The 19,842-nt window shown below is 71.3% G+C and carries 20 protein-coding genes and 1 pseudogene; 7 read left to right on the top strand and 14 right to left on the bottom strand.

Annotated features, from left to right (window positions below):
* Positions 1 to 203 precede the first annotated feature (203 nt).
* Positions 204 to 599: a peptidase inhibitor family I36 protein gene (locus ACZ49B_RS22520; protein ID WP_468308630.1), complete on the top strand. Its 396-nt coding sequence runs from the start codon at positions 204 to 206 to the stop codon at positions 597 to 599.
* A 132-nt stretch (positions 600 to 731) separates the two neighbouring features.
* Here ACZ49B_RS22520 and ACZ49B_RS22515 read toward each other — a convergent pair whose 3' ends face one another.
* Together ACZ49B_RS22515 and ACZ49B_RS22510 are read right to left on the bottom strand one after the other, a co-directional pair.
* Positions 732 to 3,704 carry a tetratricopeptide repeat protein gene (locus ACZ49B_RS22515; protein WP_468308629.1) on the bottom strand — a complete coding sequence of 991 codons (2,973 nt, stop codon included), beginning with the start codon at positions 3,702 to 3,704 and terminating at the stop codon, positions 732 to 734.
* Positions 3,694 to 4,005: a trypco2 family protein gene (locus ACZ49B_RS22510; RefSeq protein ID WP_468308626.1), complete on the bottom strand. Its 312-nt coding sequence runs from the start codon at positions 4,003 to 4,005 to the stop codon at positions 3,694 to 3,696. The genes ACZ49B_RS22515 and ACZ49B_RS22510 overlap by 11 nt, the downstream gene beginning before the upstream one ends.
* Positions 4,006 to 4,450: 445 nt before the next feature.
* On the opposite strand from ACZ49B_RS22510, the gene ACZ49B_RS22505 reads away from it, so the two are divergent.
* Genes ACZ49B_RS22505 through ACZ49B_RS22495 form a run of 3 tightly spaced genes read left to right on the top strand, consistent with a single transcriptional unit; the run spans position 4,451 to position 8,105 of the window.
* Positions 4,451 to 4,996, top strand: coding sequence for a (2Fe-2S)-binding protein (locus ACZ49B_RS22505; RefSeq protein ID WP_468308624.1), 546 nt, complete (start codon positions 4,451 to 4,453; stop codon positions 4,994 to 4,996).
* Entirely contained in the window at positions 4,993 to 7,122 is a 2,130-nt protein-coding gene (locus ACZ49B_RS22500) for a xanthine dehydrogenase family protein molybdopterin-binding subunit (RefSeq protein ID WP_468308621.1), read from the top strand. Before ACZ49B_RS22505 ends, ACZ49B_RS22500 begins: the two co-directional genes overlap by 4 nt.
* Positions 7,119 to 8,105 (top strand): FAD binding domain-containing protein, encoded by a 987-nt coding sequence (locus ACZ49B_RS22495; RefSeq protein WP_468308618.1) that lies wholly within the window; start codon positions 7,119 to 7,121, stop codon positions 8,103 to 8,105. Before ACZ49B_RS22500 ends, ACZ49B_RS22495 begins: the two co-directional genes overlap by 4 nt.
* A gap of 16 nt (positions 8,106 to 8,121) precedes the next feature.
* On the opposite strand, the gene ACZ49B_RS22490 is transcribed toward ACZ49B_RS22495, so the two are convergent.
* The 11 genes from ACZ49B_RS22490 to ACZ49B_RS22440 all read right to left on the bottom strand — a co-directional run bounded on the left by ACZ49B_RS22490 (position 8,122) and on the right by ACZ49B_RS22440 (position 17,251).
* Positions 8,122 to 9,315, bottom strand: a complete 1,194-nt coding sequence (locus ACZ49B_RS22490) for a hypothetical protein (RefSeq protein ID WP_468308616.1) — start codon at positions 9,313 to 9,315, stop codon at positions 8,122 to 8,124.
* A 228-nt stretch (positions 9,316 to 9,543) separates the two neighbouring features.
* Entirely contained in the window at positions 9,544 to 10,143 is a 600-nt protein-coding gene (locus ACZ49B_RS22485; RefSeq protein WP_468308613.1) for a GTP-binding protein, read from the bottom strand.
* Positions 10,130 to 10,504 (bottom strand): DUF742 domain-containing protein, encoded by a 375-nt coding sequence (locus ACZ49B_RS22480; protein WP_468308611.1) that lies wholly within the window; start codon positions 10,502 to 10,504, stop codon positions 10,130 to 10,132. The genes ACZ49B_RS22485 and ACZ49B_RS22480 overlap by 14 nt, the downstream gene beginning before the upstream one ends.
* Positions 10,504 to 10,932: a roadblock/LC7 domain-containing protein gene (locus tag ACZ49B_RS22475; RefSeq protein ID WP_468308609.1), complete on the bottom strand. Its 429-nt coding sequence runs from the start codon at positions 10,930 to 10,932 to the stop codon at positions 10,504 to 10,506. The genes ACZ49B_RS22480 and ACZ49B_RS22475 overlap by 1 nt, the downstream gene beginning before the upstream one ends.
* Positions 10,929 to 13,202 carry a sensor histidine kinase gene (locus ACZ49B_RS22470; RefSeq protein WP_468308607.1) on the bottom strand — a complete coding sequence of 758 codons (2,274 nt, stop codon included), beginning with the start codon at positions 13,200 to 13,202 and terminating at the stop codon, positions 10,929 to 10,931. Before ACZ49B_RS22470 ends, ACZ49B_RS22475 begins: the two co-directional genes overlap by 4 nt.
* Before the next feature lie 313 nt (positions 13,203 to 13,515).
* Positions 13,516 to 13,908, bottom strand: a complete 393-nt coding sequence (locus ACZ49B_RS22465) for a hypothetical protein (RefSeq protein WP_468308606.1) — start codon at positions 13,906 to 13,908, stop codon at positions 13,516 to 13,518.
* Positions 13,909 to 13,975: 67 nt separating this feature from the next.
* Positions 13,976 to 14,416 carry a hypothetical protein gene (locus ACZ49B_RS22460; RefSeq protein WP_468308605.1) on the bottom strand — a complete coding sequence of 147 codons (441 nt, stop codon included), beginning with the start codon at positions 14,414 to 14,416 and terminating at the stop codon, positions 13,976 to 13,978.
* Positions 14,416 to 15,717, bottom strand: a complete 1,302-nt coding sequence (locus ACZ49B_RS22455) for an amidase domain-containing protein (protein ID WP_468308603.1) — start codon at positions 15,715 to 15,717, stop codon at positions 14,416 to 14,418. The genes ACZ49B_RS22460 and ACZ49B_RS22455 overlap by 1 nt, the downstream gene beginning before the upstream one ends.
* Positions 15,718 to 15,720: 3 nt before the next feature.
* Entirely contained in the window at positions 15,721 to 16,044 is a 324-nt protein-coding gene (locus ACZ49B_RS22450; RefSeq protein ID WP_468308600.1) for a type VII secretion target, read from the bottom strand.
* Between the two features lie 144 nt (positions 16,045 to 16,188).
* The gene (locus tag ACZ49B_RS22445) at positions 16,189 to 16,428 is read right to left on the bottom strand and encodes a hypothetical protein (RefSeq protein ID WP_468308598.1); all 240 of its coding nucleotides are present in this window, start codon (positions 16,426 to 16,428) and stop codon (positions 16,189 to 16,191) included.
* Positions 16,429 to 16,594: 166 nt separating this feature from the next.
* Positions 16,595 to 17,251: a TetR/AcrR family transcriptional regulator gene (locus ACZ49B_RS22440; protein WP_468308595.1), complete on the bottom strand. Its 657-nt coding sequence runs from the start codon at positions 17,249 to 17,251 to the stop codon at positions 16,595 to 16,597.
* Between the two features lie 127 nt (positions 17,252 to 17,378).
* Between ACZ49B_RS22440 and ACZ49B_RS22435 the strand changes: the two genes are divergently transcribed.
* The 3 genes and pseudogenes from ACZ49B_RS22435 to ACZ49B_RS22425 all read left to right on the top strand — a co-directional run bounded on the left by ACZ49B_RS22435 (position 17,379) and on the right by ACZ49B_RS22425 (position 19,172).
* Positions 17,379 to 18,395 (top strand): oxidoreductase, encoded by a 1,017-nt coding sequence (locus ACZ49B_RS22435; RefSeq protein WP_468308593.1) that lies wholly within the window; start codon positions 17,379 to 17,381, stop codon positions 18,393 to 18,395.
* Positions 18,374 to 18,528: pseudogene (locus tag ACZ49B_RS22430) on the top strand (single-stranded DNA-binding protein); the annotation flags it as partial. The gene ACZ49B_RS22435 and the pseudogene ACZ49B_RS22430, both read left to right, overlap by 22 nt.
* A gap of 170 nt (positions 18,529 to 18,698) precedes the next feature.
* Complete coding sequence (locus ACZ49B_RS22425) at positions 18,699 to 19,172, top strand: hypothetical protein (RefSeq protein WP_468308590.1); 474 nt, start codon at positions 18,699 to 18,701, stop codon at positions 19,170 to 19,172.
* A 218-nt stretch (positions 19,173 to 19,390) separates the two neighbouring features.
* On the opposite strand, the gene ACZ49B_RS22420 is transcribed toward ACZ49B_RS22425, so the two are convergent.
* Positions 19,391 to 19,801, bottom strand: a complete 411-nt coding sequence (locus tag ACZ49B_RS22420) for a DUF4345 domain-containing protein (RefSeq protein WP_468308587.1) — start codon at positions 19,799 to 19,801, stop codon at positions 19,391 to 19,393.
* Between the last annotated feature and the right edge of the window lie 41 nt (positions 19,802 to 19,842).

Below are 19,842 nucleotides of genomic sequence, written 5' to 3'. Positions count from 1 at the left end.
GGGGGTAGCGGTCGAGACCGGGCACGGCGTCCGATGGTGCGATCAAGGCGGACCGGCGGTGCGATGGAACAGTCCCCGCAGGCCGTCGCGCGCCTGCGGCTTCCCGGAGAGTGGTGGTGATCCCCGTGACCGTACGCGCTTCGGCCGAGGGACGGCGAAGGGACCGCCGCCCGCGCGATGGGAGGTGGGGGGCGGCAGCCGCTGTGGCTGTCTGCGCGGTCTGCGTCGCCTTCACCCCCGCCCCCGCCACCCCGCCGGCGCAGGTCGCCCCCACCCCGTCCGAGCCGTGCACGTCCGGCTGGGTGTGCGGCTGGACCGGCCCGGACTACACGGGCGTGGCGAGCTTCGTCTCGCAGGACATGCCGCGGTATCCGGAGACGACCGCATACGTCGGATTCAACGGCGGTGAGTCCGTGTGGAACAGTGCCGGAACCTGGCGCCGCAACGGCCGGCTGTGGGGCCGGTGCGTCACCGTGTACAACGGCACGCAGTACCGGGGCCAGAGTCGAACCCTCCGCCCGGACCAGGGCATCGCCCGGCTCCCCGCGTCGTTCGGGAACATCCGCTCCAACCGGCTCCACGCGTGCCGGCTGTCCTGACGCCCCGAACGCGACGACGTCTGCCCCGCCCCCAAGGCGGTGTCTCCCGGCGGCCGCCCGGACGAGCCAACGGCCGTCGGGGCAGGCTTGCCGACGAGCGGTGTCGTCGCGCACGCCGGCATGGCGAACGCCTCAGGCGTGGACGCGCAAGTGCTCGGCCTGTGCGGTCAGCCAGGCCGGGCGGACCATCTCCACGTTGCTGCCGGCGCCCTGCGCCGCCCGGTCCAGGGCATCGGCCGCCGCACGCGCAGCGGGCACCATCCTGGCGCGGGCCGCTTCGCCGAGTGCCTGTGCCGCCGCGGCCTCGGTGACCCCGGCGCGGTGCAGGGAGGCGGCCGAGCGTTCGGCCGCCTCGGCTGCCTGCCCGTACCGGCCCAGGGTCCACTGCGCCCAGGCGGTGTTGTAGAGGCATACGCCCTCGGTCCGCGGGTTCTCCATGGCCGACGCCGCGCGCAGCGCCTCCTCCAGGCAGGCCAGAGCCTCCTCGGGGCGTCCCAGGGCGAGCAGGGCCACGCCCTTGGCGTTCAGCGCGTAGTCCGTCGCCTCCTGGACGCCCGCGGCCGCGTAGGCACGTACGGCCCGGTCGCCCGCCGCGATGGTCTCCTCCCAGCGGCCCAGGATCAGCAGGGCCGTGAAGCGGGCGTTCCAGGAGCGGGCTTCGGTGAGCTGGTCCCCTGAGGCCGCGGCGAGTTCGCCCAGCCGGTCGGCGCCCGCCAGGGCCGCCTCCCCGTCGCCGAGGGTGCTGTGGGCGAGACTGAGGCTGAGGACGGCGTGGGCCTCCGCCTCGGCATCGCCGTTTTGCCGGGCCAGCGCGCCGGCCCGGGCCAGCGGCACCGTCGCCTCCTCCAAGCGGCCCAGCTGCCGGTGCGCGTCGCCGAGGCCGAACATGGCCTCCTGGAGCGCGCGACGGTCCTCGATGCGCTCAGCCACCTCCGCGGCCTCGGTGAAGAGTTCGAGCGCGTGCGGCAGCGGGCCGCCGCTCAACCGGGCGTGCCCGAAGCTGATGAGGTGGGCGAGTCGTGCCCGGTCGTCGTTCACTTGTTCCTCCAGTGTCAGGTGCATCGAGATCGCGGCGACCGCGGAGCCGTGCCACACCATCCATTGCCCGATGGTGCCCATGACGAACGCTGCCTCGTCCATGTCCCCGGCCCGCACCCGGTGGTCGAATGCGCGCCGGTAGGCCTGTACGTCGTCCAGCGTGCGCCAGTCCCGGCGGGGCGGGGCGATCCGCGCGTACCACTCGGCCGCGCGTCGCTCCAACCCAGGCCGCCCCAGCGCGCCTTCGCTCGGCAGGGCGTCGTACGCGAGGTCGGCGTCCATCGGGTGCAGGGCAAAGGTGCGGGTTCCCCGGTCCACCGACAGCATGCGTATCCGCAGCAGGCCGGACAGGGCAGCAGTGACGTCGAGCGCCGGGTCGAGGCCGCCGACGATCCACTCGACCGCCTCACGCGGCGCGGGGGTGCGCAGCACCGCGAGGACGTTGAGCACACTGCGGCTGTCGGCCCCCAGGCGCTGGTAGCGGTCCTGGGCCAGGCCGGAGACCACGTCACCGCGCAAGGTGAAGTCCTCGAGAACGTCCTCCAGAGTCGGCAGCATCAGGGTGTCGTCGGCCATGGCGCCCACCAGCAGTTCCAGCGCGCGCGGAACCCCGTGGACGCGGACCGCCGCCTGGAGCAGCTCCTCGTCCGAGAGCTGCGCCACACCGAGGGAGCCGTCCTGGTCGAGTTCGCGCAGCAGCGCGACGGATTCGGCGGGCGGCAGACCGTCGGACAGCTCGACCTCGGCGGCGAACCGGCGCAGCTCGGGAGGCAGGCGCAGCGGCAGCTGCGAGGTGACCAGCAGCCTCGGCGTGCCCCGGGCCCGGAAGAGGCAGTCGAAGAACGTGTCGAGTTCCTCGTCGTCGAGCCGGCCGTCGTCCAGGAGCCGGTCCTCCAGGTTGTCGACCAGGATGACGAAGAGTCGGTCCCCCATCGCGGCGAACAGTTCGTCGATCTTGTCCGGCACGGGGCGGTCGGCGGCCCACACGTCCAGCAGGCGTGCTTCGTGCGCGGGGCCCACGGCGCGGGCGCAGTCGAAATAGAGGCGTTCGAGGGAGACCCCGGAGGTGCGCGTGCTCAGGTTGACCAGGCCCGCCGGAAGCCGCGCCTGGGCGTGGCCCGGCCACTCGCCGTGTTCCAGCAGCTCCATGACCTTGGCGGCGACCGCGCTCTTGCCGATGCCCCGGCGTCCGGTGACGGTGACCATCCGGACGCCCGGGTCCGCGAGGTGGTGGCCGATCTGGTCCCGGGCCTCGGTCCGGTCCTTGAACAGCTCGAGGCCGTGCGCGACCGGCAGCCCGATGACCTTCGACGAGGCGGGCGGGCCCGCGGCGTCCGGGCCGTCCGGCTCGGCGCCGACCTCCGGTAGTGCCGTGTGATCGGGGAGGGTCAGCAGCGAGGCCAGCTCCGCCCGGGGGCCGTCGGCGACCCGCTGCAGGGTGTGGTCGATGCGGACCGCCGTGAGCCGGCCGAGGCCTTCTCCGCGGTGGTGTTCGGCGACGACCCCGACGAGGTACGGCCCGGCCCACACGGCGGCCCCGGACATCCCGGACCAGGGTGATGCCGCGGGGTCGGGGTCGGCGGCCGCCGGCGCGACCGTGATCTCCAGGGTTCCGGTGCGCAGGTTGGACAGGGCGGCCACGGTTCCGTCGGCCTGGTGTAGTTCCCGGAACTGCCTGCCGTCGGCGCCGCGCCGACGCTTCCACAGGGGAAAGCCCGCTGCGTGGACGTCGATGACGGCGTGGCGGTCGTCGCCGATGCGGCCGAACCGCGCGGAGGGGACAGGCGCCGCGCCCGGCGGGGCCGTGAAGGTCAGCACCGCGACGTCCGTCCCGGGATCCGACCAGGCGAGCTCCGCCGTCGCGGCCCACTGCCCCGGCCGGTCGGCGTCGAAGCGCACCAGCACGTCTGCCGCCCCGGCCACCACGTGGAAGGCGGTCAGTACCGCCGTGTCGCCGACCTGGTACCCCGAGCCCCGCCGCCCGCCTCCGGCGGCGGTGGTGACGATGACCTCGGCGATGCGGTGCGGGTCGAGTCCGCCGCGCCCGGCGGCCGCCTCAGCGCTCACCGACCAGCTCGTCCCCGGAGATCAGGGCCATCTGCTCGGGCGCGTCTGCCCGTACGGGCTGGAGCGTGAGGGTCAGCTTCTGGGTGACGGTTGCCGAGCGCTTCGCCGAAGCGCCGGCGTCGAAGACCCAGAACCGCACCTTCACGCCCGGTTCCGTGGTCCGCTCCACTCCCACGGTCAGTTCCAATTCCACGCGCTCCGCCTTGAACTTCAGGTCGGATTCCTCGCCGGCGGACATCGCGCGGCTCAGCTCCCGGCGCAGCTGCGCAATCATGTCCGCCAATTCGACCGCGTCATTCACAAGAGGCCCCCCAGGCCGGTCCGCACGTCAACTACCCGCGATGGTAGTCAACATCATCATGCATCAGCGCACGCCGGTGGCTCTGATGCGCTCGCTCTGCCTCACGACGTGGTGCGCCGCTTCGACCGCGGACCCGGGGGAGAGCGGCGTGCTCGTGCTCCGTGCCTCTGCTGATCGCCGACCTGACGCGATACGGGCGGCTGTGGCGATTGCTCCGGGCGAGGCACCGCGCCTGTGCGCCCAGCGGGCGGCATCAACCGTGGGGTCACCCGCCGCAGGGTTGCCGGCGGGCCGCCCGCGTGGCGGCGTACGCGGCGTTTCGCCCCCGACGCTCCTCAGGCGCAAGATCCAGTAGAGGCGTAGAGTAGAAGGTTGCGGAGACGTGCGAGAGTCCGCCGCAGGCGCGTCCGGGCCCCGCAGCTCATCAGAACGGGGGTCGTGCCCCATGCACAGTGCACCGTCACTCGAGGCGGTCGAGGAGAGTCCGGCCGTCCGAGCAGATCTCGCACTGCACGTCAACGGACAGGAGCGTCATCTGACGATCGATACCAGGATGTCTCTCCTCGACGTCCTGCGTGACTCCCTCGGTCTGACCGGAGCCAAGGCCGGCTGTGATCGCGGCCACTGCGGTTGCTGCACCGTGCTGGTCGACGGTCGGCGTGTATACAGCTGTCTGACCCTCGCCGTGGCGTGCGGCGACGCGCGCGTCGTGACCGTGGATGGCCTGGGCGGAGCGGACCTCCATCCGCTGCAGGAGGCTTTCGTCGCGCGCGACGCCTTCCAGTGCGGATTCTGCACCCCCGGACAACTGTGCTCCGCGATCGGAATGCTCGACGAGGTCGCCCGGGGATCGCCCGGTTCCACGACCGGACGGCCCCCGGCCGTTCCGGTCCTCACGGAGGCGGACATCCGTGAGCGCATGAGCGGAAACCTTTGCCGTTGCGGTGCGTACCAGAACATCGTGGCAGCGATCATGGATGTGGCGCCGTGACGCGCACGCCCGTCGCCGCGCCGCGCACGTCGTCCGTCGGCGCGGCCCTGCCCCGACGAGAGGCCCGTCAGAAGGTCACGGGCAGCGCTCGCTACACCGCCGACGTGACCCTGCCGCACCTCGCGTACGCGGCAGTGGTTCCGGCGGAGGTCGCTCACGGACGGGTCACGGCGGTCCATCCTGAGGAAGCCCTCGCCCGTTCCGGAGTGCTGGCCGTGATTCACGGCGGCAACTGCCCGAGGCTGTGCCCGACCGGCGCCGCCGACCTCGCCGTCTTCCAGTCCCCTTCGGTCGCCTACCGGGGCCAGTTCGTCGCCGCGGTCGTCGCCGAGACCCCGCAGATCGCCCACGAGGCGGCGCGGACGGTGGGCATCGACTACACCGCGGCCCCCCACAGGGTCAGCCTCGACGTCGCGTGCGACGGATTCCAACAGCCCCCGGACCACGGGCCCTTCTTTCCCACCGACTGTTCGCACGGCGACGTGGAGTCGGCCCTGTCGCACGCTCCGGTGCGGATCGAGGCCACCTACACCACGCCCCCGTATCACCACCATGCCCTCGAACCGCACGGGACGGTCGCGTATTGGAACGACGGTGCGCTGACCGTCTACGACACTACGCAAGGGCCGTCCGGAACGCATGACATCCTCGCCCACCTCTTCGGCATCCGCCCCGACCAGGTGCGTGTCATCGCCCGGCACGTGGGAGGAGGGTTCGGTTCCAAGGCCGCGCCGAGAGCCCAGGTGGTCATCGCCGCCATGGCGGCTCTCGCCGTCGGCCGGCCGGTCAAGACCGTTCTCACTCGGGAGCAGCTCAGCGTCGTGGCCGGATACCGGACACCGACCATTCAGCGGATCCGTCTCGGGGCCGAGACCGACGGGCACCTCCTCGCCGTGTCCCATGTGTCGTTCGAGCAGACCTCCCTGACGGGAGACCACTGCGAGTACCCGGCCGCGCCCACGCGCACCATGTACGCGGCGCCGAACCGCGAGACCAGGCACTGGCAGGTGAGGCTGCACGTTCCCTCGCCGACCTGGATGCGCGCACCCGGTGAATGCCCCGGGATGTTCGCGCTGGAATCGGCCATGGACGAGCTCGCCGTTGCCTGTTCGGTCGACCCGGTCGAGCTGCGCCTGCGCAACGACACCGCGCACGATCCGCACAGCGGCCGGCCCTTCAGCACACGGAACCTCGCCACCTGCCTGCGGCTGGGCGCGGAGCGGTTCGGCTGGGCCGAACGCGACCGCCTCCGTGCGGAGCACGGCGACGGGCGCCGGCTCGTGGGCTTGGGCGTCGCCGCGTCGACCATTCCGCAGTACCGGTTCCCCTCCCGGGCGAGCGTCCACACCGATGGCCACGACCACTACACCGTGCGCATCGCGGCCGTGGACATCGGCACCGGGGCGCGTACGGCGCTGACCCAGATCGCTGCCGACGCCCTGCACACCGACGTGGACCACGTCTCGGTGGAGATCGGCGACAGCGCCTACCCCTCGGCCAGTTGGGCCGGCCGGTCCAGCGGGACGACCTCGTGGGGAACGGCTGTCGTGCGCGCCTGCGAGGCGCTGCTGACCGACATCGCGCGACGCGGCGGCCGGGTGCCGGACGGCGGCCTCGAAGCCACTGCCGACACCCTCGAGGAGCTCTCCGTGCCGCGCGCCCACTCCCAGCACGCGTTCGGGGCCCAATTCGCCCGGGTGACCGTGGACACGACGACGGGGGAGATCCGGGTGCCGCGCCTGCTCGGCGTCTTCGCCGTGGGCCGTGTGATCAATCCCCTCACCGTGCGATCGCAGTTGGTCGGAGGCATGGTCATGGGCCTTTCCATGGCCTTGTGCGAGGAGGGCGTCATCGACCGGACGGACGGGCATTTCCACACCCGTGACCTGTCCGCGTACCACGTGGCGACTTTCGCCGACGCTCCCGAGATCGAGGCCCTCTGCATCGACGAGGAGGACTTCGACACGAGCCCCATGGGGGCCAAGGGCGTCGGCGAGATCGGCATCGTCGGGACGGCGGCGGCCATCGCCAATGCCGTCCACCACGCGACCGGTCGCCGGATCCGCAGCCTGCCGCTCAGCGTGCGCCGTGTGAGGGATGCGGCGGCACCGGGAAACGGGACATGAAGCCGTTTCGGTACGAGCGCCCCGCCACCGTGCGGGAGGCCGTAGCGCTGGTCGTGGGGGATCCCGAGGCCGTGTTCGTGGCCGGCGGCACGAACCTGTTCGACCACCTCAAGCTGGGAATCGTCCGTCCGCGTCTGCTGGTGGACGTCACGGGCCTGCCCCTGGACCGGGTCGAAGTGCTCCCCGACGGCGGTGTGCGCATAGGGGCCACCGTCCGCAATGCCGATCTCGCCGCCCATCCCGAGGTGCGAGGGCGCTATCCGGTCGTCTCGCAGGCCCTGCTGGCCGGTGCTTCACCTCAGTTGCGCAACATGGCCACCCTGGCGGGGAACCTGATGCAGCGCACGCGGTGCCCCTACTTCCTGAACCCCGAGACCCGGTGCAACAAGAGGCACCCCGGATCCGGCTGTTCGGCCGTGGAGGAGCGCAGCGAGCACAACGCCGTGCTCGGTGCGTCGCAGAGCTGTGCGGCCGTGCACCCCTCCGACCTGGCGGTCGCCCTGTGCGCGGTGGACGCGGTGGTCTGCGTACGGGACGACACCGGCACCCGTCGCATTCCCGTCACCTCCCTGTACCGACTTCCCGGGCACCGCCCGGAGCTCGAAACCGTCCTCGAGCACGGTGAACTCATCACGGCGGTGGAGCTGCCCGCGCTGCCGATGGCGGCCCGCTCCCGCTACCGCAAGGTCGGGGACCGGGCTGCTTTCAGCTATGCGCTGGTATCTGTCGCCGTGGCCGTCGATACCGACGGCGACAGGGTCAGGGACGCGCGCATCGCGTTCGGCGGACTCGCGACCACGCCGTGGCGCGCACGGCGGGCGGAAGCCGTCCTGCGCGGCGGGCCCGCGACCGCGGACCGGTTCGCGGCAGCCGCGCTCGAGGAACTCACCGCCGCCCGCACCGTCCGCGCCAACGCGTACCGGGTTCCACTGGCTTGCGACACACTGGTCGCCACGCTCTGCGATCTGTGCGAGGAAGGCTGACCGGGTTCCCGCTCGCCTACGCCACCGGCTGAGGCACCCAGACGGCGGCATGGAAAGGGCCGTTGGCAGTGGACGGGTCGGCGGGCGGAAGTGCGGCGCTGCCTGCGACGACGCCGTGGCCGTTGACCTGCGTAGCGGAGGAGTTGAGACCGCCGAGGGACGTCAGGTAGGTGAATGCGCCGCTGTCGGCGCGGGCGACGAACGCGAAGGAGTTGGGGGCGAAGTTGTTTCCGACCATGACGTTCCCCGTGATCTGCTTGACCTCGGTGACACCACGCCCGGAGCCGATCACGGCACTCGTGCGCGTCGTGAGGTCGAACGAGCTGGCGAGCAAGCCGTCGCCGCCGACCACGGTGCTCCCGCTGATCAACTGCGCGGTCAGGAAGCGGGACCCCAGGTCCGTGCGGATGCCGGTGCGGAGGTCGTAGGCGTATCCGGTGAGTCCGTTGCCGGCCGTCCGAGACTGACCGACCACGGTGGAACCGCTGATGTCGCTGGCTGTGCTGGAGCTTCCGCCGAGGGTGCCGAGATCGGTCATGGTCCGGGTCCGCAGGCTGTACGCGAACCCGTGCTTCGTGGTGGCCGGCGCGTTCGGCACGGAGGAGCTGCCCACGACGATCGCACCGCTGACGGCCGCCGCGCTGCTGTTGCCCGAGGGGCCGGCGAGGCTGCCGAGATCGGTCATGGTCCGGGTCCGCAGGCTGTACGCGAACGCGTGGGTGACCACGTCGCCGGACAGCGACGAGGTCCCCACCACGGTGTCACCCTTGAGGCCCGTGATGATGGTGGTGCTGCCGCCGAGCGTGCCGATGTCGACGAGCCGGCGGGTCCGGACGTTGTAGGCGAATCCGTGAGTCGGGCCGCCGGCGGAGAGGTCCGACTCCCCGACGACGTAGTCCCCCTCCACGCCGGTCGCCCGGCTGGAGTCCCCCAGCGTGCCGAGATCGGTCATGGTGTGCCTGCGCAGGTCGTATGCGAAGGCGTGCTCGGCGGCGTCGCGCCTCGTCAGTGAGCTACCGACGACCGTGTTGCCGTCGATGGCGGTCGCCTTGCTACGGGTACCGCCCAGGGTGCCGAGGTCCTGCACGGCGTACTGCACGGTCCCCGCCGCCGACTCGGCCGACGACGTGTCGGCCCCGTAGGCCGGACCGGCGCCCACGGCGAGCAGGCCCGCCCCCACCAGAATCCAGGCACGTAAGGGTATGCGCATGATGCCCCCTGAAATGATCGGTCGAACGAGCACGGTCCGGCAGACCGTTGTGCCTCCCCGAGCACGGGCCTGCCGGATGTTGCACGGCCTTCACTTGTACGTCAGTTCCGATCGGTCAAACAGTGGGCGGTCGGCCACAAACGAGACGTTCGTGACCACCACCGCTGCCAGGACACGGGACGTCGACCTCGCGCGCTCCGCACGCCGACGCCCCCCCCTGACGGCCGGTCAGGCGCTCGCCGCGGTCCGCGCCTCGGCGATGACCACGTCGAGCAGGGCCAGCAGGGCGTCGCGAGCGTCCGTACGGGAGCGGGCGTCGAGCAGGAGAACCGGCGTGGCCGGGTCGCGCAGGTGCAGTGCGGCGGCGATCTCCTCGGCGGTGTAGGGCTGTTCGCCGTGGAAGCAGTTCGCGCCGACGACGAACGGCAGGCCTCGGCTCTCGAAGAAGTCGATGGCAGGGAAGCCGCGGTCCAGGCGTCGCGTGTCGACGAGTACGAGTGCCCCGAGGGCCCCGTTCAGCAGGTCGTCCCACATGAACCAGAAGCGCTCCTGGCCGGGTGTGCCGAACAGGTAGAGGACGACGCCGGCGTCGGCGAGGGTGATCCGGCCGAAGTCCATCGCGACGGTGGTCGACGTCTTGGACTCGATGCCGTCAAGGTCGTCGACACCGACTCCCGCGCTCGTGAGGCGCTCCTCCGTACGCAACGGCTCGATCTCGGAGACCGCCTCGACCAGAGTCGTCTTGCCGACCCCGAACCCACCGGCAATGAGGATCTTGACAGGGGACGCTTCCTGGACAGGAGCATCGGAGGTGTCATATCCGGGCAAGGTTGTCCCTGATTTTCATGAGCAGGTGGACATTGGTGGTCTCGGCCCTTTCCAGGGGTGGCCGATGGCGGATGAGCCCGCGGTCCGCGAGTTCGCCGAGGAGGAGCGTCATCGGAGTGAGGCGCATGTGCATCCGCGCGGCGATCTCGGCGACCGCCAGTCCGCCGGACGGCGCGCACATGGCAAGGATGGCACGCCATTCGGTGGGCAGGCCGCTGAGGGCGTCGTCCTCGGTGACCGCAGCCGTGATCGTGGTGTCCATGGTGAGGGCGGTCTGCGGAGTTGCGGCTGTACGTCCGTCGGTCAACGCGTACAGCCGGGTCCGGCGCAGGCTCCGGCGACGCTGCGGCTCGTCCGGCATTACGACGTCGACGCCTGTGTCGACGTCGGTGACGGCGGCGGGGTGCGTTCGGGGGTGCCCAGCCACTCGCCGAGCGCCTGGGCGGTTCGTACCGCCTCGCCTCCCAGCTCCCCGAGCCGTGCCTTGCGGGACGTCACCACGATGAGCGTGCTGCCCTCACCGCACCCGACGATGCAGAGGTACCGGTCGTTCATCTCCACCAGCTGGCGGATGACCCCGCCGCCGCCGACCTCCCTCGATATCGCCTTCATCGTGGCGGCGATCCCGGAGGACGCGGCCGCGATGCGCTCCGCCTGGTCCCGCTCGAGCAGGTAGGCGCTGAGCTTGATCCCGTCGTTGGACAGGAGCACGGCTCCCTGGATGCCGGCGATCCTGCTCAGGTTGTTGTCCAGGACGCTGTAGATCATGTCGTTGGCTGTCGTCGTCATGGCTGATCCTGTCTGAGCTCTGCTTCCACTTTCTGGGTTCCCTCTTCGTAGTCCGCCCAGGCGTCGGCCACCTCTTCGGGTGTCGCCGTGTCCCGGCCGGAGTCCGGCTCCGGGGCGCGGGGCCCGCGGAGTTGCCGGGTGAGGTGGGTCTGTGGGACGCGCTCGGGCAAGGGCGGGCGCGCGCCGTCACCGGATCCGGAGCGAGCGGGCGACGCCTGCTCGGTTCGCAGTCGTACGGGCATGGGGGCGGGGGCCGGCCTGACCTCGGGGGCGGGTGCCCGTACGGGCGTGAGCGCGGTGGCGGGCTCCGGATCCGGGTCGGGCGCGGGCCTGGGCCCGGGCTCCGCAGACACGGGCACCCGCTCGCCCTCCCGTCCGGTCGGAACGAGGAGCTCGCTCGGCAGGATCACCACGGCCGCCGTCCCCCCGTACACCGAGCGCCGCAGCGTGACCCGGGCCCGGAGCTGGTCGGCCAGGTGGCCCGCCACGAAGAGGCCCAGCCGGTGCGCGTTCTCCGCGAGGACGGAGTACGGCGGCGCCGTGTGCAGTCGCCGGTTCATCTCTTCGTACCCGGCAGCCGCCACGCGCGGTCCGCGGTCCTCGATCTCGATCGACAGCCCGTCCGCCGTCAGTTCGGCGCGTACGACCACCTTGGAGCGCGGGGGAGAGAACCGGGTCGCATTGTCCAACAGCTCGGCCAGCAGGTGGCTGATCTGACTGATCACGTGCGGCTGCACGCTCGCCTCGTCCAGCGCATGGCGTTCGATCCGCCGGAAGTCCTCGACCTCCGCGGCGGCTTCGCGCAACAGGTCGGCCAGGCGCATGGGCTCGGTGTGCGGGTCCGGGATCTCGCCGCCGGCGAGGATGAGGAGGTTCTCGATCTGGCGCCGAATTCCCACCGTCAACTGGTCGGACCGCATCAACTGGGCCAGAAGCGCCTCGTCGTGGCCGAACGCGTCTTGGAGGTCCTCGGTCAGGCTCAGCTGGCGGCTGACGAGGTTTCCGGTGCGTGAGGCGATGCCCGAGGCGAACAGGCCGAACCCGTGCCGCTCGGCCGCGAGCTGCCGGTGTCCGTCGACGGACACGGCGACGACGCGGGCGAACGCGTCGCTGATCCGCCCGACCTCGTCCTGGTGCCCACGGAAGGTCGGCAACGCCTCGGTGTCGACGGCCTGCCCGCCCTGGAGCCGGGCCACCACGTCGGGCAGGGTCTCCTCTGCGACGGCGACCGTACGGGTGTGCAGGCGGTTCAGCCTGCGCAGCACCGACCGCGTGGTGAGGACGACGACCCCGGTGACCAGCAGGAGGGCGCCGCCGCTGCCCCCGACCAGCCAGTACACCTCGGTCTCCAGCTCGGCGGCCTTCGCATCGGCGTGCGCGAGCACGCTCCGCGACCGGTCCGCGTTGAGCGCGGCCAACTGCGGCGCGAACGCGTCGTGCGCGGCACGCCAGCCGCCGACATCGGCCGGCAGCTTCACTCCGGACGCGGTGTCCTGGTGGTTGCTCACGACCGCGTTCTCGATGCGGATCTTGGTGCGCCAGGCGTCCGAGGCGGTGAGCTTGTCGTACGCATCCTGTTCCGCGGGCGACAGGTACGGCACGATCCAGGTGTCGTACAGGTACCGGTGGGTGCCGAGTGCATCGAGCAACTCGGAGAAACCGGTGGACGCCAGCTCCTTGGACGGCCCGGCCAGAGCGAGGAGAGTGTCCTCGCGCGCGACCATCTCTGCTGCGGAGAACAGGGCGATGGCCGGCCTGCTCTCCTGGGCGAGTTCAGCGTCCTCCGCGTGGCTGAATTCATCCTGGTATGCGCGGATGATGTCGTCGATCACGCCGGTGTAGTAGTCGACCACCTGATCGGCGCTGCCGCTGTGGGCGTCCGCACGCTTGCGGAACGCAGTCAGTTGCTCGAGCCGGCCGCCCACCTCGCCGAGGCGGCCGCCGCTCTGCGCGGAAGGCTGCGCAGCGCCGCTGCTGCTGCCGGAGACCTGCTTGATCTCCGCCACCGCGCGGTCCGTTGCCGCCCGCTTCTCGCGGAGGTCGTCGTCGGCGACGGAGGTGCCCGCCCACCGCGCCGCCGTCACCGCCCGCTCTGCCTGCAGTTGGGTCATGAGCCCGACCAGCGGTACACCGATGCGTTCGCCGGCTTCCACATCGGTGCGCAGGTGCTCGGACTGGGCCAGCAACCGCTGGGCGGTCACGGTCACCTGGGCGGCCATCGCCACGGTCGGAACGACGGCCAGGCAGACGAGCATCGTACGCAGGCGCACGGTGCGGCGGCGCCGAAGGGGAGGCGGGCTTGGCGGACCTTCGGGTTCCATCGGAGACATCGGTCCTCGGGAGCGGTGGAACGGGGAGGGGCCCACGGACAGCCGAGCACGGTCCTCGGGAGAGGACATGGGGGAACTGCCGACGCGGCCCCGTGGGGTGAGGGTGCAGATCGATCATATCCAGCCAGTCCGAATAAACGGAGAGCTTACTTCCCTGCTCATGCGTGGTATGAGTGTTGGCGCACGAACCGAAGCCGGACGGTTCTTCAGGTGCGCCGAGGTGTTGCGGCCCTCGCCCGTTCCTCGAGGGCGTTCAGGACAGCCGGATCGCCCGGTCGATCTCGGCGCCGGTACGGGCCACGACGACCGGCCACTCGTCCCTGAGGGAGGCGGGCAGAAGCTCGCGGTCCTCGTCCCGCTGGATCACGGTCGGGCCGCCCGGGACGATGAGAACGGCATCAAGCCGTCGCAGCAGGACGGCCAAGAGGTCCATGATCCCTTCCCCTTCGCAGCGGTTGAAGGTGATGCCGGTCGGGCTGTTGAAGTACACACACGCCTCCGCCCCCTCTGCCGTACGCACCAGCAGGAAGTCCGTCGCGGGGTCCCGCACCACCGTGTTGGGGGCGAGGACCTCGTGCGCGGCACGCATGTCCAGCGTCGCCGGCTCATCGTTCTCGAACCGGCACACGAAGATGTCAACACTCATGAAGTCCTGCCAGCGATGATCCTGTGGCCGCGCGGCGGGTACCCGGTGCGCCGCGCGGCGTGGGCGGCTAACACCCGTCGCCGAGGTTGATCCCCGCCGCGGCGGCCGAGTACACGACGTACAGCTGGATCAGTTCCATCGGAATCGCCAGAACGCTGAACCACACGGTGATGCCGGCGAGCAGACCCGGCCAGGTCTCCCCGAGCCGGACGCCGTACCGGCCGCGCAGCCGTCGCGCCAGCAGCACGCACACCGCCACCGCTGCCACGCCGAGCACTGCACCGGCCCACCCGGCCACGTACTCCGTCATCGGGAACGGAAGGTGCCGGCAGGCCTCCCGCTGCCGATCGGCCCACGCGTGCTGGATGTCCTGCGTGTGCAGGGAGGTGGCCGCGCCGGCCACGACCAGCAGCGGCACCGTCAGTGCCGCCGTCACGGTGCCGAACGTGACGGCGCGCGGGCGCGCGGTGCCGTCGCTCGTGGCGGGGGAGGGCGAGGAGGCGGCCATCAGTACCAATCCGGTTCCGGGCGGACGATGCGGATGCGCTGCTCGCCCCCGTTCCTGTTAGCGATGTGTTCCCGGCTGTCCAGGCTCACGTTCTGGAAGGAGCTCGTGTGCTGGGTCAGCTTGATGTCCCCGTCAGGGGTGACCGAGGTGACGACGGCGGCATGATGGGTCTCGCCCGGGGCGGTTTCCGTGCCGGGCGCCACCTGCTCGTAGAAGATGATGTCACCGGGCCGCGCGTCTGCCCGCGGGACCTCCTTGCTGCCGTGGCGCAGCAGGAAGTTCTGCAGCCCCTCGGCCCGCGCCCAGGACTCGGAGTGGTAGGCGTTCTGATCGAGCCAGTCCCAACCGGTCCCGCTCTGGCGGCCCCACGTGTCGTCGCCCATGAGCCCCGTCCACGGGGAGATCTTCTTCTTCATGCCGCCCGCTTCCAGGCTGGACGACACGAAGTTGGTGCAGTTCCCGCCTGCCCCGTAGTCCAGGTCGTCCTTCTTGTCCCAGTGGTCGAGGGCGTACCGCACCATCTCGACCCGGTCTATTTTGCCGTCGGGGCCGCGGAGCTCGCGTCCGACCTCGGGCGGCATGCCCTTGAGGTCGGCGAGGGTCACGGGATCGGCCCGCATGAGGTCCTTCTGCTGCTGCGGCGTCAGGCCGTCCCACCAGGCGCGGACGAGCTGCGGGTCCTTCCCGACCGGGATGTCCGCCCTCAGCATCTCGAATTCGATGTGGGACGCCTCGACCAGGATCTCGTTGTGCGCCTGCGAGGTGTCGGAGACGTTGATGGTCTTCGCCAGCTTGTCCAGTTCGGCGGAGGCCTTCGCGTCCGCCTGGGAGGCCTCGCGCAGGGCTTCGTCGATCAGCGCGTTGACCGTGGACACGTGCCCCTGCTCCTTGGTGTAGGCGTCGCGCACGTCCTGCGGGACGTTCGGCCCCACCGGGGCGGCGCCCGTGTACGCGCCCACGGCGCGGCCGTCCTGAATGCCCAGCCCGTGCTCGTTCGCCAGCTCGACCGCGTGGGAGAGGGTGCGCTGGGCGAGGCCCATGGAATGGGCCAGGGCGTCGAGGACCATGGCCACGCCCTTCATGATGTCGCCGCCGGACTCCAGGCGGTTGGCGAGGTCCTCCAGGCGCTTGCCGGCCGTCTTGCCGGTGGCGTCCGCCCAGTGGTCGTCGAGGGGCTTCTTGCCTTGTGCGCGGATGTCCTCGCAGGCGGAGGAGGAGCGCCGGGCGAGGTCGACCCAGTCGTCCGCGGCCTTCTGCCACTGGTCCACGCGGCAGTCGTACAGGTCGTGGTAGGTGACCACGGGTCAGTTCCTCCCGAAGTCGGCGAGGCCGTGCTGGAGCCTGCTGCAGGCGTCCCTCGCCTGGAAGTCCGTGGTGTCGTAGGCGTTGGCCGTGGTGTGGAGGTTGTCGGCCATGGTGTCCATCTGCTTCCCCAGGTCGACCATGTGGTCCTCCCACGCGGTCGCGCACCGCTTCAACGCCGCCGCGGAGGCCCAGCCGTGGTGGCCGTCGGCTGCCGTGTCGCTCGAGTCGAGCGACCGGCGAAGGTTCTCCAGTGCGGCTTCGGCGGCCGAACGGGTACCTCCCGCACTTTGCCGTACGTAGTGCGTCTTTATGTCTGTGTCCATGAAATCCCCCATAAAATGGCAGGGAACAGCCTAGCGTTGATCTTGACGGAAACCTGACAGCGGGCACGGGCCGCCGCCAGTGCGGCAGCAGGAGCCCTCCTCGCCGGTCCCGACCGCTGGTACGACCCTCACTGCCCGCTCCGGCTACGCTTCCCCGCGCAGACGTCGGGCGATGTCGATGTCGACCTGCAGCGCGCTGAGGCGGGGATACGGCTCGCGGGTGGGGTCGAGGACACAGACGTGGAGCTTGTCGCCCGCGCAGGGTGGCGCCACGCTCTCGTCCCACCAGGACGGATGCTTCGCCTGGTCGACGAACCCGAATACGCCGCCACACCCGTCCACTTCGACCTTCGAACCGAAGGGGGCGACAGCGACGATCGTCACGTCATGTTCCTGGTGATCGCGGAACGTCAACTCGGTCCTCCACGGACGTTGATCCTTGCCGTCGACTCGACCTCGAGCTGACCATCGCCGGCCGTGCGTCCGCCGTGACGTCAGGATCGGCATCGGCGCTGCGCGCCCCCAGCAGTCGATCAGCGCATTCTGCCCTTCATTCCTGGCCGGCGTCCGCCTCCTCGGTCGTCTTGGCGGCTACGGCGGAGTCGTGTGTCAGAACGCCGGCGCGGGCAGCGGCGAGCGTGATCCGCACGGCCAGGTCGGCGGTGCCCTCCTCGACCGGCTCGGCACTGACCAGCAACCGGAAGTAGATCGGAGCGACCATTGTTTTGAACAGCTCGGCAGGATCTGTCCCCGCCGGGAGTTCGCCCCGCTCGATGGCGCGGGCGACCACGGGCTCGGCCCGCCGGAACCGGTCGGCGAGGACGTGTCGCCGCGCCTCGGCGATCTCCGGCAGCCGGCCGGCATCGGAGAACAGCGCGGTCTGCACCGCCCTGCCCACCGGGCCCGTCATGCTCAGTACGAGCGCCCGTGTGAGCGCTTGCAGGTCGGTTTCGACCGCGCCGGTGTCCGGAATGGGGATGTCGGTGGCGAAGTGCTCGGAGAGCGCGTCGACGACCAGGCTCGCGCGGTCCGTCCAACGCCGGTAGAGCGTCGTCTTGTGCACCCCGGCCCGCTGGGCCACGCCCTCGATGGTCAGCTCGGCGTATCCCCGGTCCTGCAGCTCGGCGAGGGTGGCGGCGCGCACCGCCGCCTGTGCCTTGCGGCCGCGCCCGACGGGGCGGGCGGGGCCGGAGGAATCCAACTCCATTGCAACTCCTAGTTGCATTAGCGGGCAATCACGTGTCAGGCTCCAGCCTATCGCAACTAAAAGTTGCATTGAAGGGGTTCCTGTCCGGCCGAGGGCCGGACGCCCTCGACCCAGGAGAAGGAAAGCCTTGTCCAGCGCTTCCCCTACGTGGACCCTCGACTCCATCCCCGACCAATCCGGCCGCCTGGCGGTGGTCACCGGAGCCAACAGCGGCATCGGCCAGGTCACGGCAGAGGCACTCGCTCGCCGGGGCGCCCATGTCGTGCTGGCCTGCCGCAGTCCCCGACGCGGGCAGGCCGCCCTGGATCGCCTGCTCGCCCGGGCACCCGGCGCCCGTGCCGAGGTGCGCCCCCTCGACCTGGCCGACCTTGCCTCCGTACGGGCTTTCGCCGACGGCTGGGACCACGACCGGCTCGATCTGCTGGTCAACAACGCCGGCGTGGCGATGGTGCCGTATGCCCGGACCGCCGATGGCTTCGAGTCGCAGTTCGGGATCAACCAGCTGGGCACCTTCGCCCTGACCGGGCTGATGCTGCCCCATCTGCTGGCCTCGCCCGATCCGCGGGTGGTCACCGTCAGCAGCGAAGGCCAGCGGTTCGCGCGCTTCGACCTGGACAACCTCAACGCCGAGCGCCGCTATCGCGCGATGTTCGCCTACCTGCAGTCCAAGCGCGCCAACCTCTACTTCGCCATCGAACTGCAACGCCGCGCCGACGCCGCCGGTCTGGGGCTGCGGAGCATGGCCGTCGCCCCGGGCCTCACCCGCACCAACGTCCTCACCGGCGGCGCCAACCGCAACCGCAGCCGACTCTATGGAGCGTTGACCCGGCTGCTGCTTCGCGTCGCCTTCCGTCCCACCCCTGAAGGCGCCAAGACTTCCCTGTACGCCGCGACCGTCCCGGACCTGCCGGGCGGAGCGTATGTCGTGCCCGACGGGCCGCTGCAGCTACGCGGCGAGCCGGTCCTGCGCAACCGGGAGCGCGCCATCCGTGACACCGCCACCGCCCGCCGGCTGTGGGAGCTGTCCGAGGAGCTCACCGGCCTTCCCTTTCGGCTGTCCGACGCTGCACGCCCCGCCCGAGAGTCCTCCTGGCCGGCCCCTGTTCAACCCGGAACCCATGGGTGTCGGACAGGACGCCTCTGACCGTCGTCGGCAACCTGGTCGACGACTCCGAACTCAGGTGCACCCGGGGAGGCGCCGCAGTCGCCGCCTTCTGCATCACGTCCACCCCGCGCACGTTCGACCGGCGACCACCGAACGGAAGAACGGCGAAAGCCCGTGCCCGCCGGCAGCCCCGGAGCGCCGGATGCGGCCGGCACACCCGCGCACGACCCGTGGGTCCCGCACCACAGCTCACAGATGCCGCTCCAACCGCTCGCCGCGGCCGGTCGCGGCCCCTCTCCCTCGCGTGAGCAGTACCTCGACCCCGGACAGGAGCCCCTCCCCGTGACCCGCACACCCGACGTCGTCACCCACGCTTCCCTCGACACCCACCGCCTGATCGTCACCCTTCCGAACCAGGGCCCCGCCGACGTCCGCTCGAACCTCCCGCGCGCCACCGCCGCCGCCATGCTGCGCCGCCTCGCCGACGAGCTCGACGCCGAGCAGCTCCTCGCCGTCCTGCCCGGGACGGCGTTCGCCACCCTCGCCCACCAGCTCACCCGCCGCCACCGCCCTGCCGAGGCCGCCCGGCACGCCGCCGACGCCTTCGCTCACCACGCCCGCGAGCTCGCCGACATGCTCGCCGCCGCCCTCGACCGGGGCATCCCCGCCGAAGCCCCCTCGGTCGGCCGGCACCTGGTGTCGATGCTGCGCAGCCACGCCGTCACGCTCGACAGCCCGCCCAGGATCGCCGTCAACGGTGTGCTCGACCTCGCCGCCGCCCGCCAGGCCCGCCTCGCCCGCCCGACGCGGCGATGAGCAGTGACACGACCCTCACCGTGGCCGCCGCAGACGCCGCGCCCCCTGGTCGTGTGGGCCGGGCGCCCCGCCCCCGGCCGCCGTACACGGGCCGCGCCGACCGAACGGCTGCGGGCCCGGACCCCGGGCCGCCGCCCATGAGTTCGGCCGCCTCGGTGCGGTGTGACGATGCGGCGCCGTGTGTGCGGTCCGCGCCGGGCGGGCGCGGCCGCGTTCGCTCACCCGGCGGGCACGGCCTCCACGTCCCTGCGCAGCGCCCGCTCCTCCGCGTCGGCCAGCCAGAAGAAGACGGGCGGCATGCCGAGTTCGATCGCCGCAAGGGCGATCTGGAACCACTGCGGCCAGCCGTGCACGGCGAGCGAGAGCACTCGACCCACGCCACCCAGGAGGAAAACGGCGGCCAGCCACCGCACCGCCGGAGCCGGGATCGGGCGCTGCCGTGCCGCCCAGAGCCAGGCCAGCCCGTAGCCGACGAAGGCGGCCCCCATGAACCGGCCCCAGCTGTCGACCGTCGCACCGGCGGAACCGGCTCCGGGGATGGCGGCGTTGCCGAGTGCCACGTGGAGCAGGCCGATCGCCACGCATGACCAGCCCATCAGTTGTGTGAGTACACGCAGAGCCCTGGCCATGGTTCCTCCAAGCAGCGTTGGTGGAGCGTAGTTGACGTGTG

This window comes from Streptomyces sp. NPDC031132 (assembly GCF_055570595.1).
The sequence above is the reverse complement of the archived record's forward strand: the minus strand, read 5'-3'. Positions and strand labels throughout refer to the sequence as shown.

Excerpts from the sequence above, each read along its gene's own strand:
- ACZ49B_RS22420 (WP_468308587.1), bottom strand. The coding sequence starts at position 19,801 with ATGGCCAGGGCTCTGCGTGTACTCACACAACTGATGGGCTGGTCATGC.
- ACZ49B_RS22440 (WP_468308595.1), bottom strand. The coding sequence starts at position 17,251 with ATGGAGTTGGATTCCTCCGGCCCCGCCCGCCCCGTCGGGCGCGGCCGC.
- ACZ49B_RS22460 (WP_468308605.1), bottom strand. The coding sequence starts at position 14,416 with ATGGCCGCCTCCTCGCCCTCCCCCGCCACGAGCGACGGCACCGCGCGC.
- ACZ49B_RS22465 (WP_468308606.1), bottom strand. The coding sequence starts at position 13,908 with ATGAGTGTTGACATCTTCGTGTGCCGGTTCGAGAACGATGAGCCGGCG.
- ACZ49B_RS22505 (WP_468308624.1), top strand. The coding sequence starts at position 4,451 with ATGCACAGTGCACCGTCACTCGAGGCGGTCGAGGAGAGTCCGGCCGTC.
- ACZ49B_RS22480 (WP_468308611.1), bottom strand. The coding sequence starts at position 10,504 with ATGCCGGACGAGCCGCAGCGTCGCCGGAGCCTGCGCCGGACCCGGCTG.
- ACZ49B_RS22490 (WP_468308616.1), bottom strand. The coding sequence starts at position 9,315 with ATGCGCATACCCTTACGTGCCTGGATTCTGGTGGGGGCGGGCCTGCTC.
- ACZ49B_RS22495 (WP_468308618.1), top strand. The coding sequence starts at position 7,119 with ATGAAGCCGTTTCGGTACGAGCGCCCCGCCACCGTGCGGGAGGCCGTA.
- ACZ49B_RS22475 (WP_468308609.1), bottom strand. The coding sequence starts at position 10,932 with ATGACGACGACAGCCAACGACATGATCTACAGCGTCCTGGACAACAAC.
- ACZ49B_RS22450 (WP_468308600.1), bottom strand. The coding sequence starts at position 16,044 with ATGGACACAGACATAAAGACGCACTACGTACGGCAAAGTGCGGGAGGT.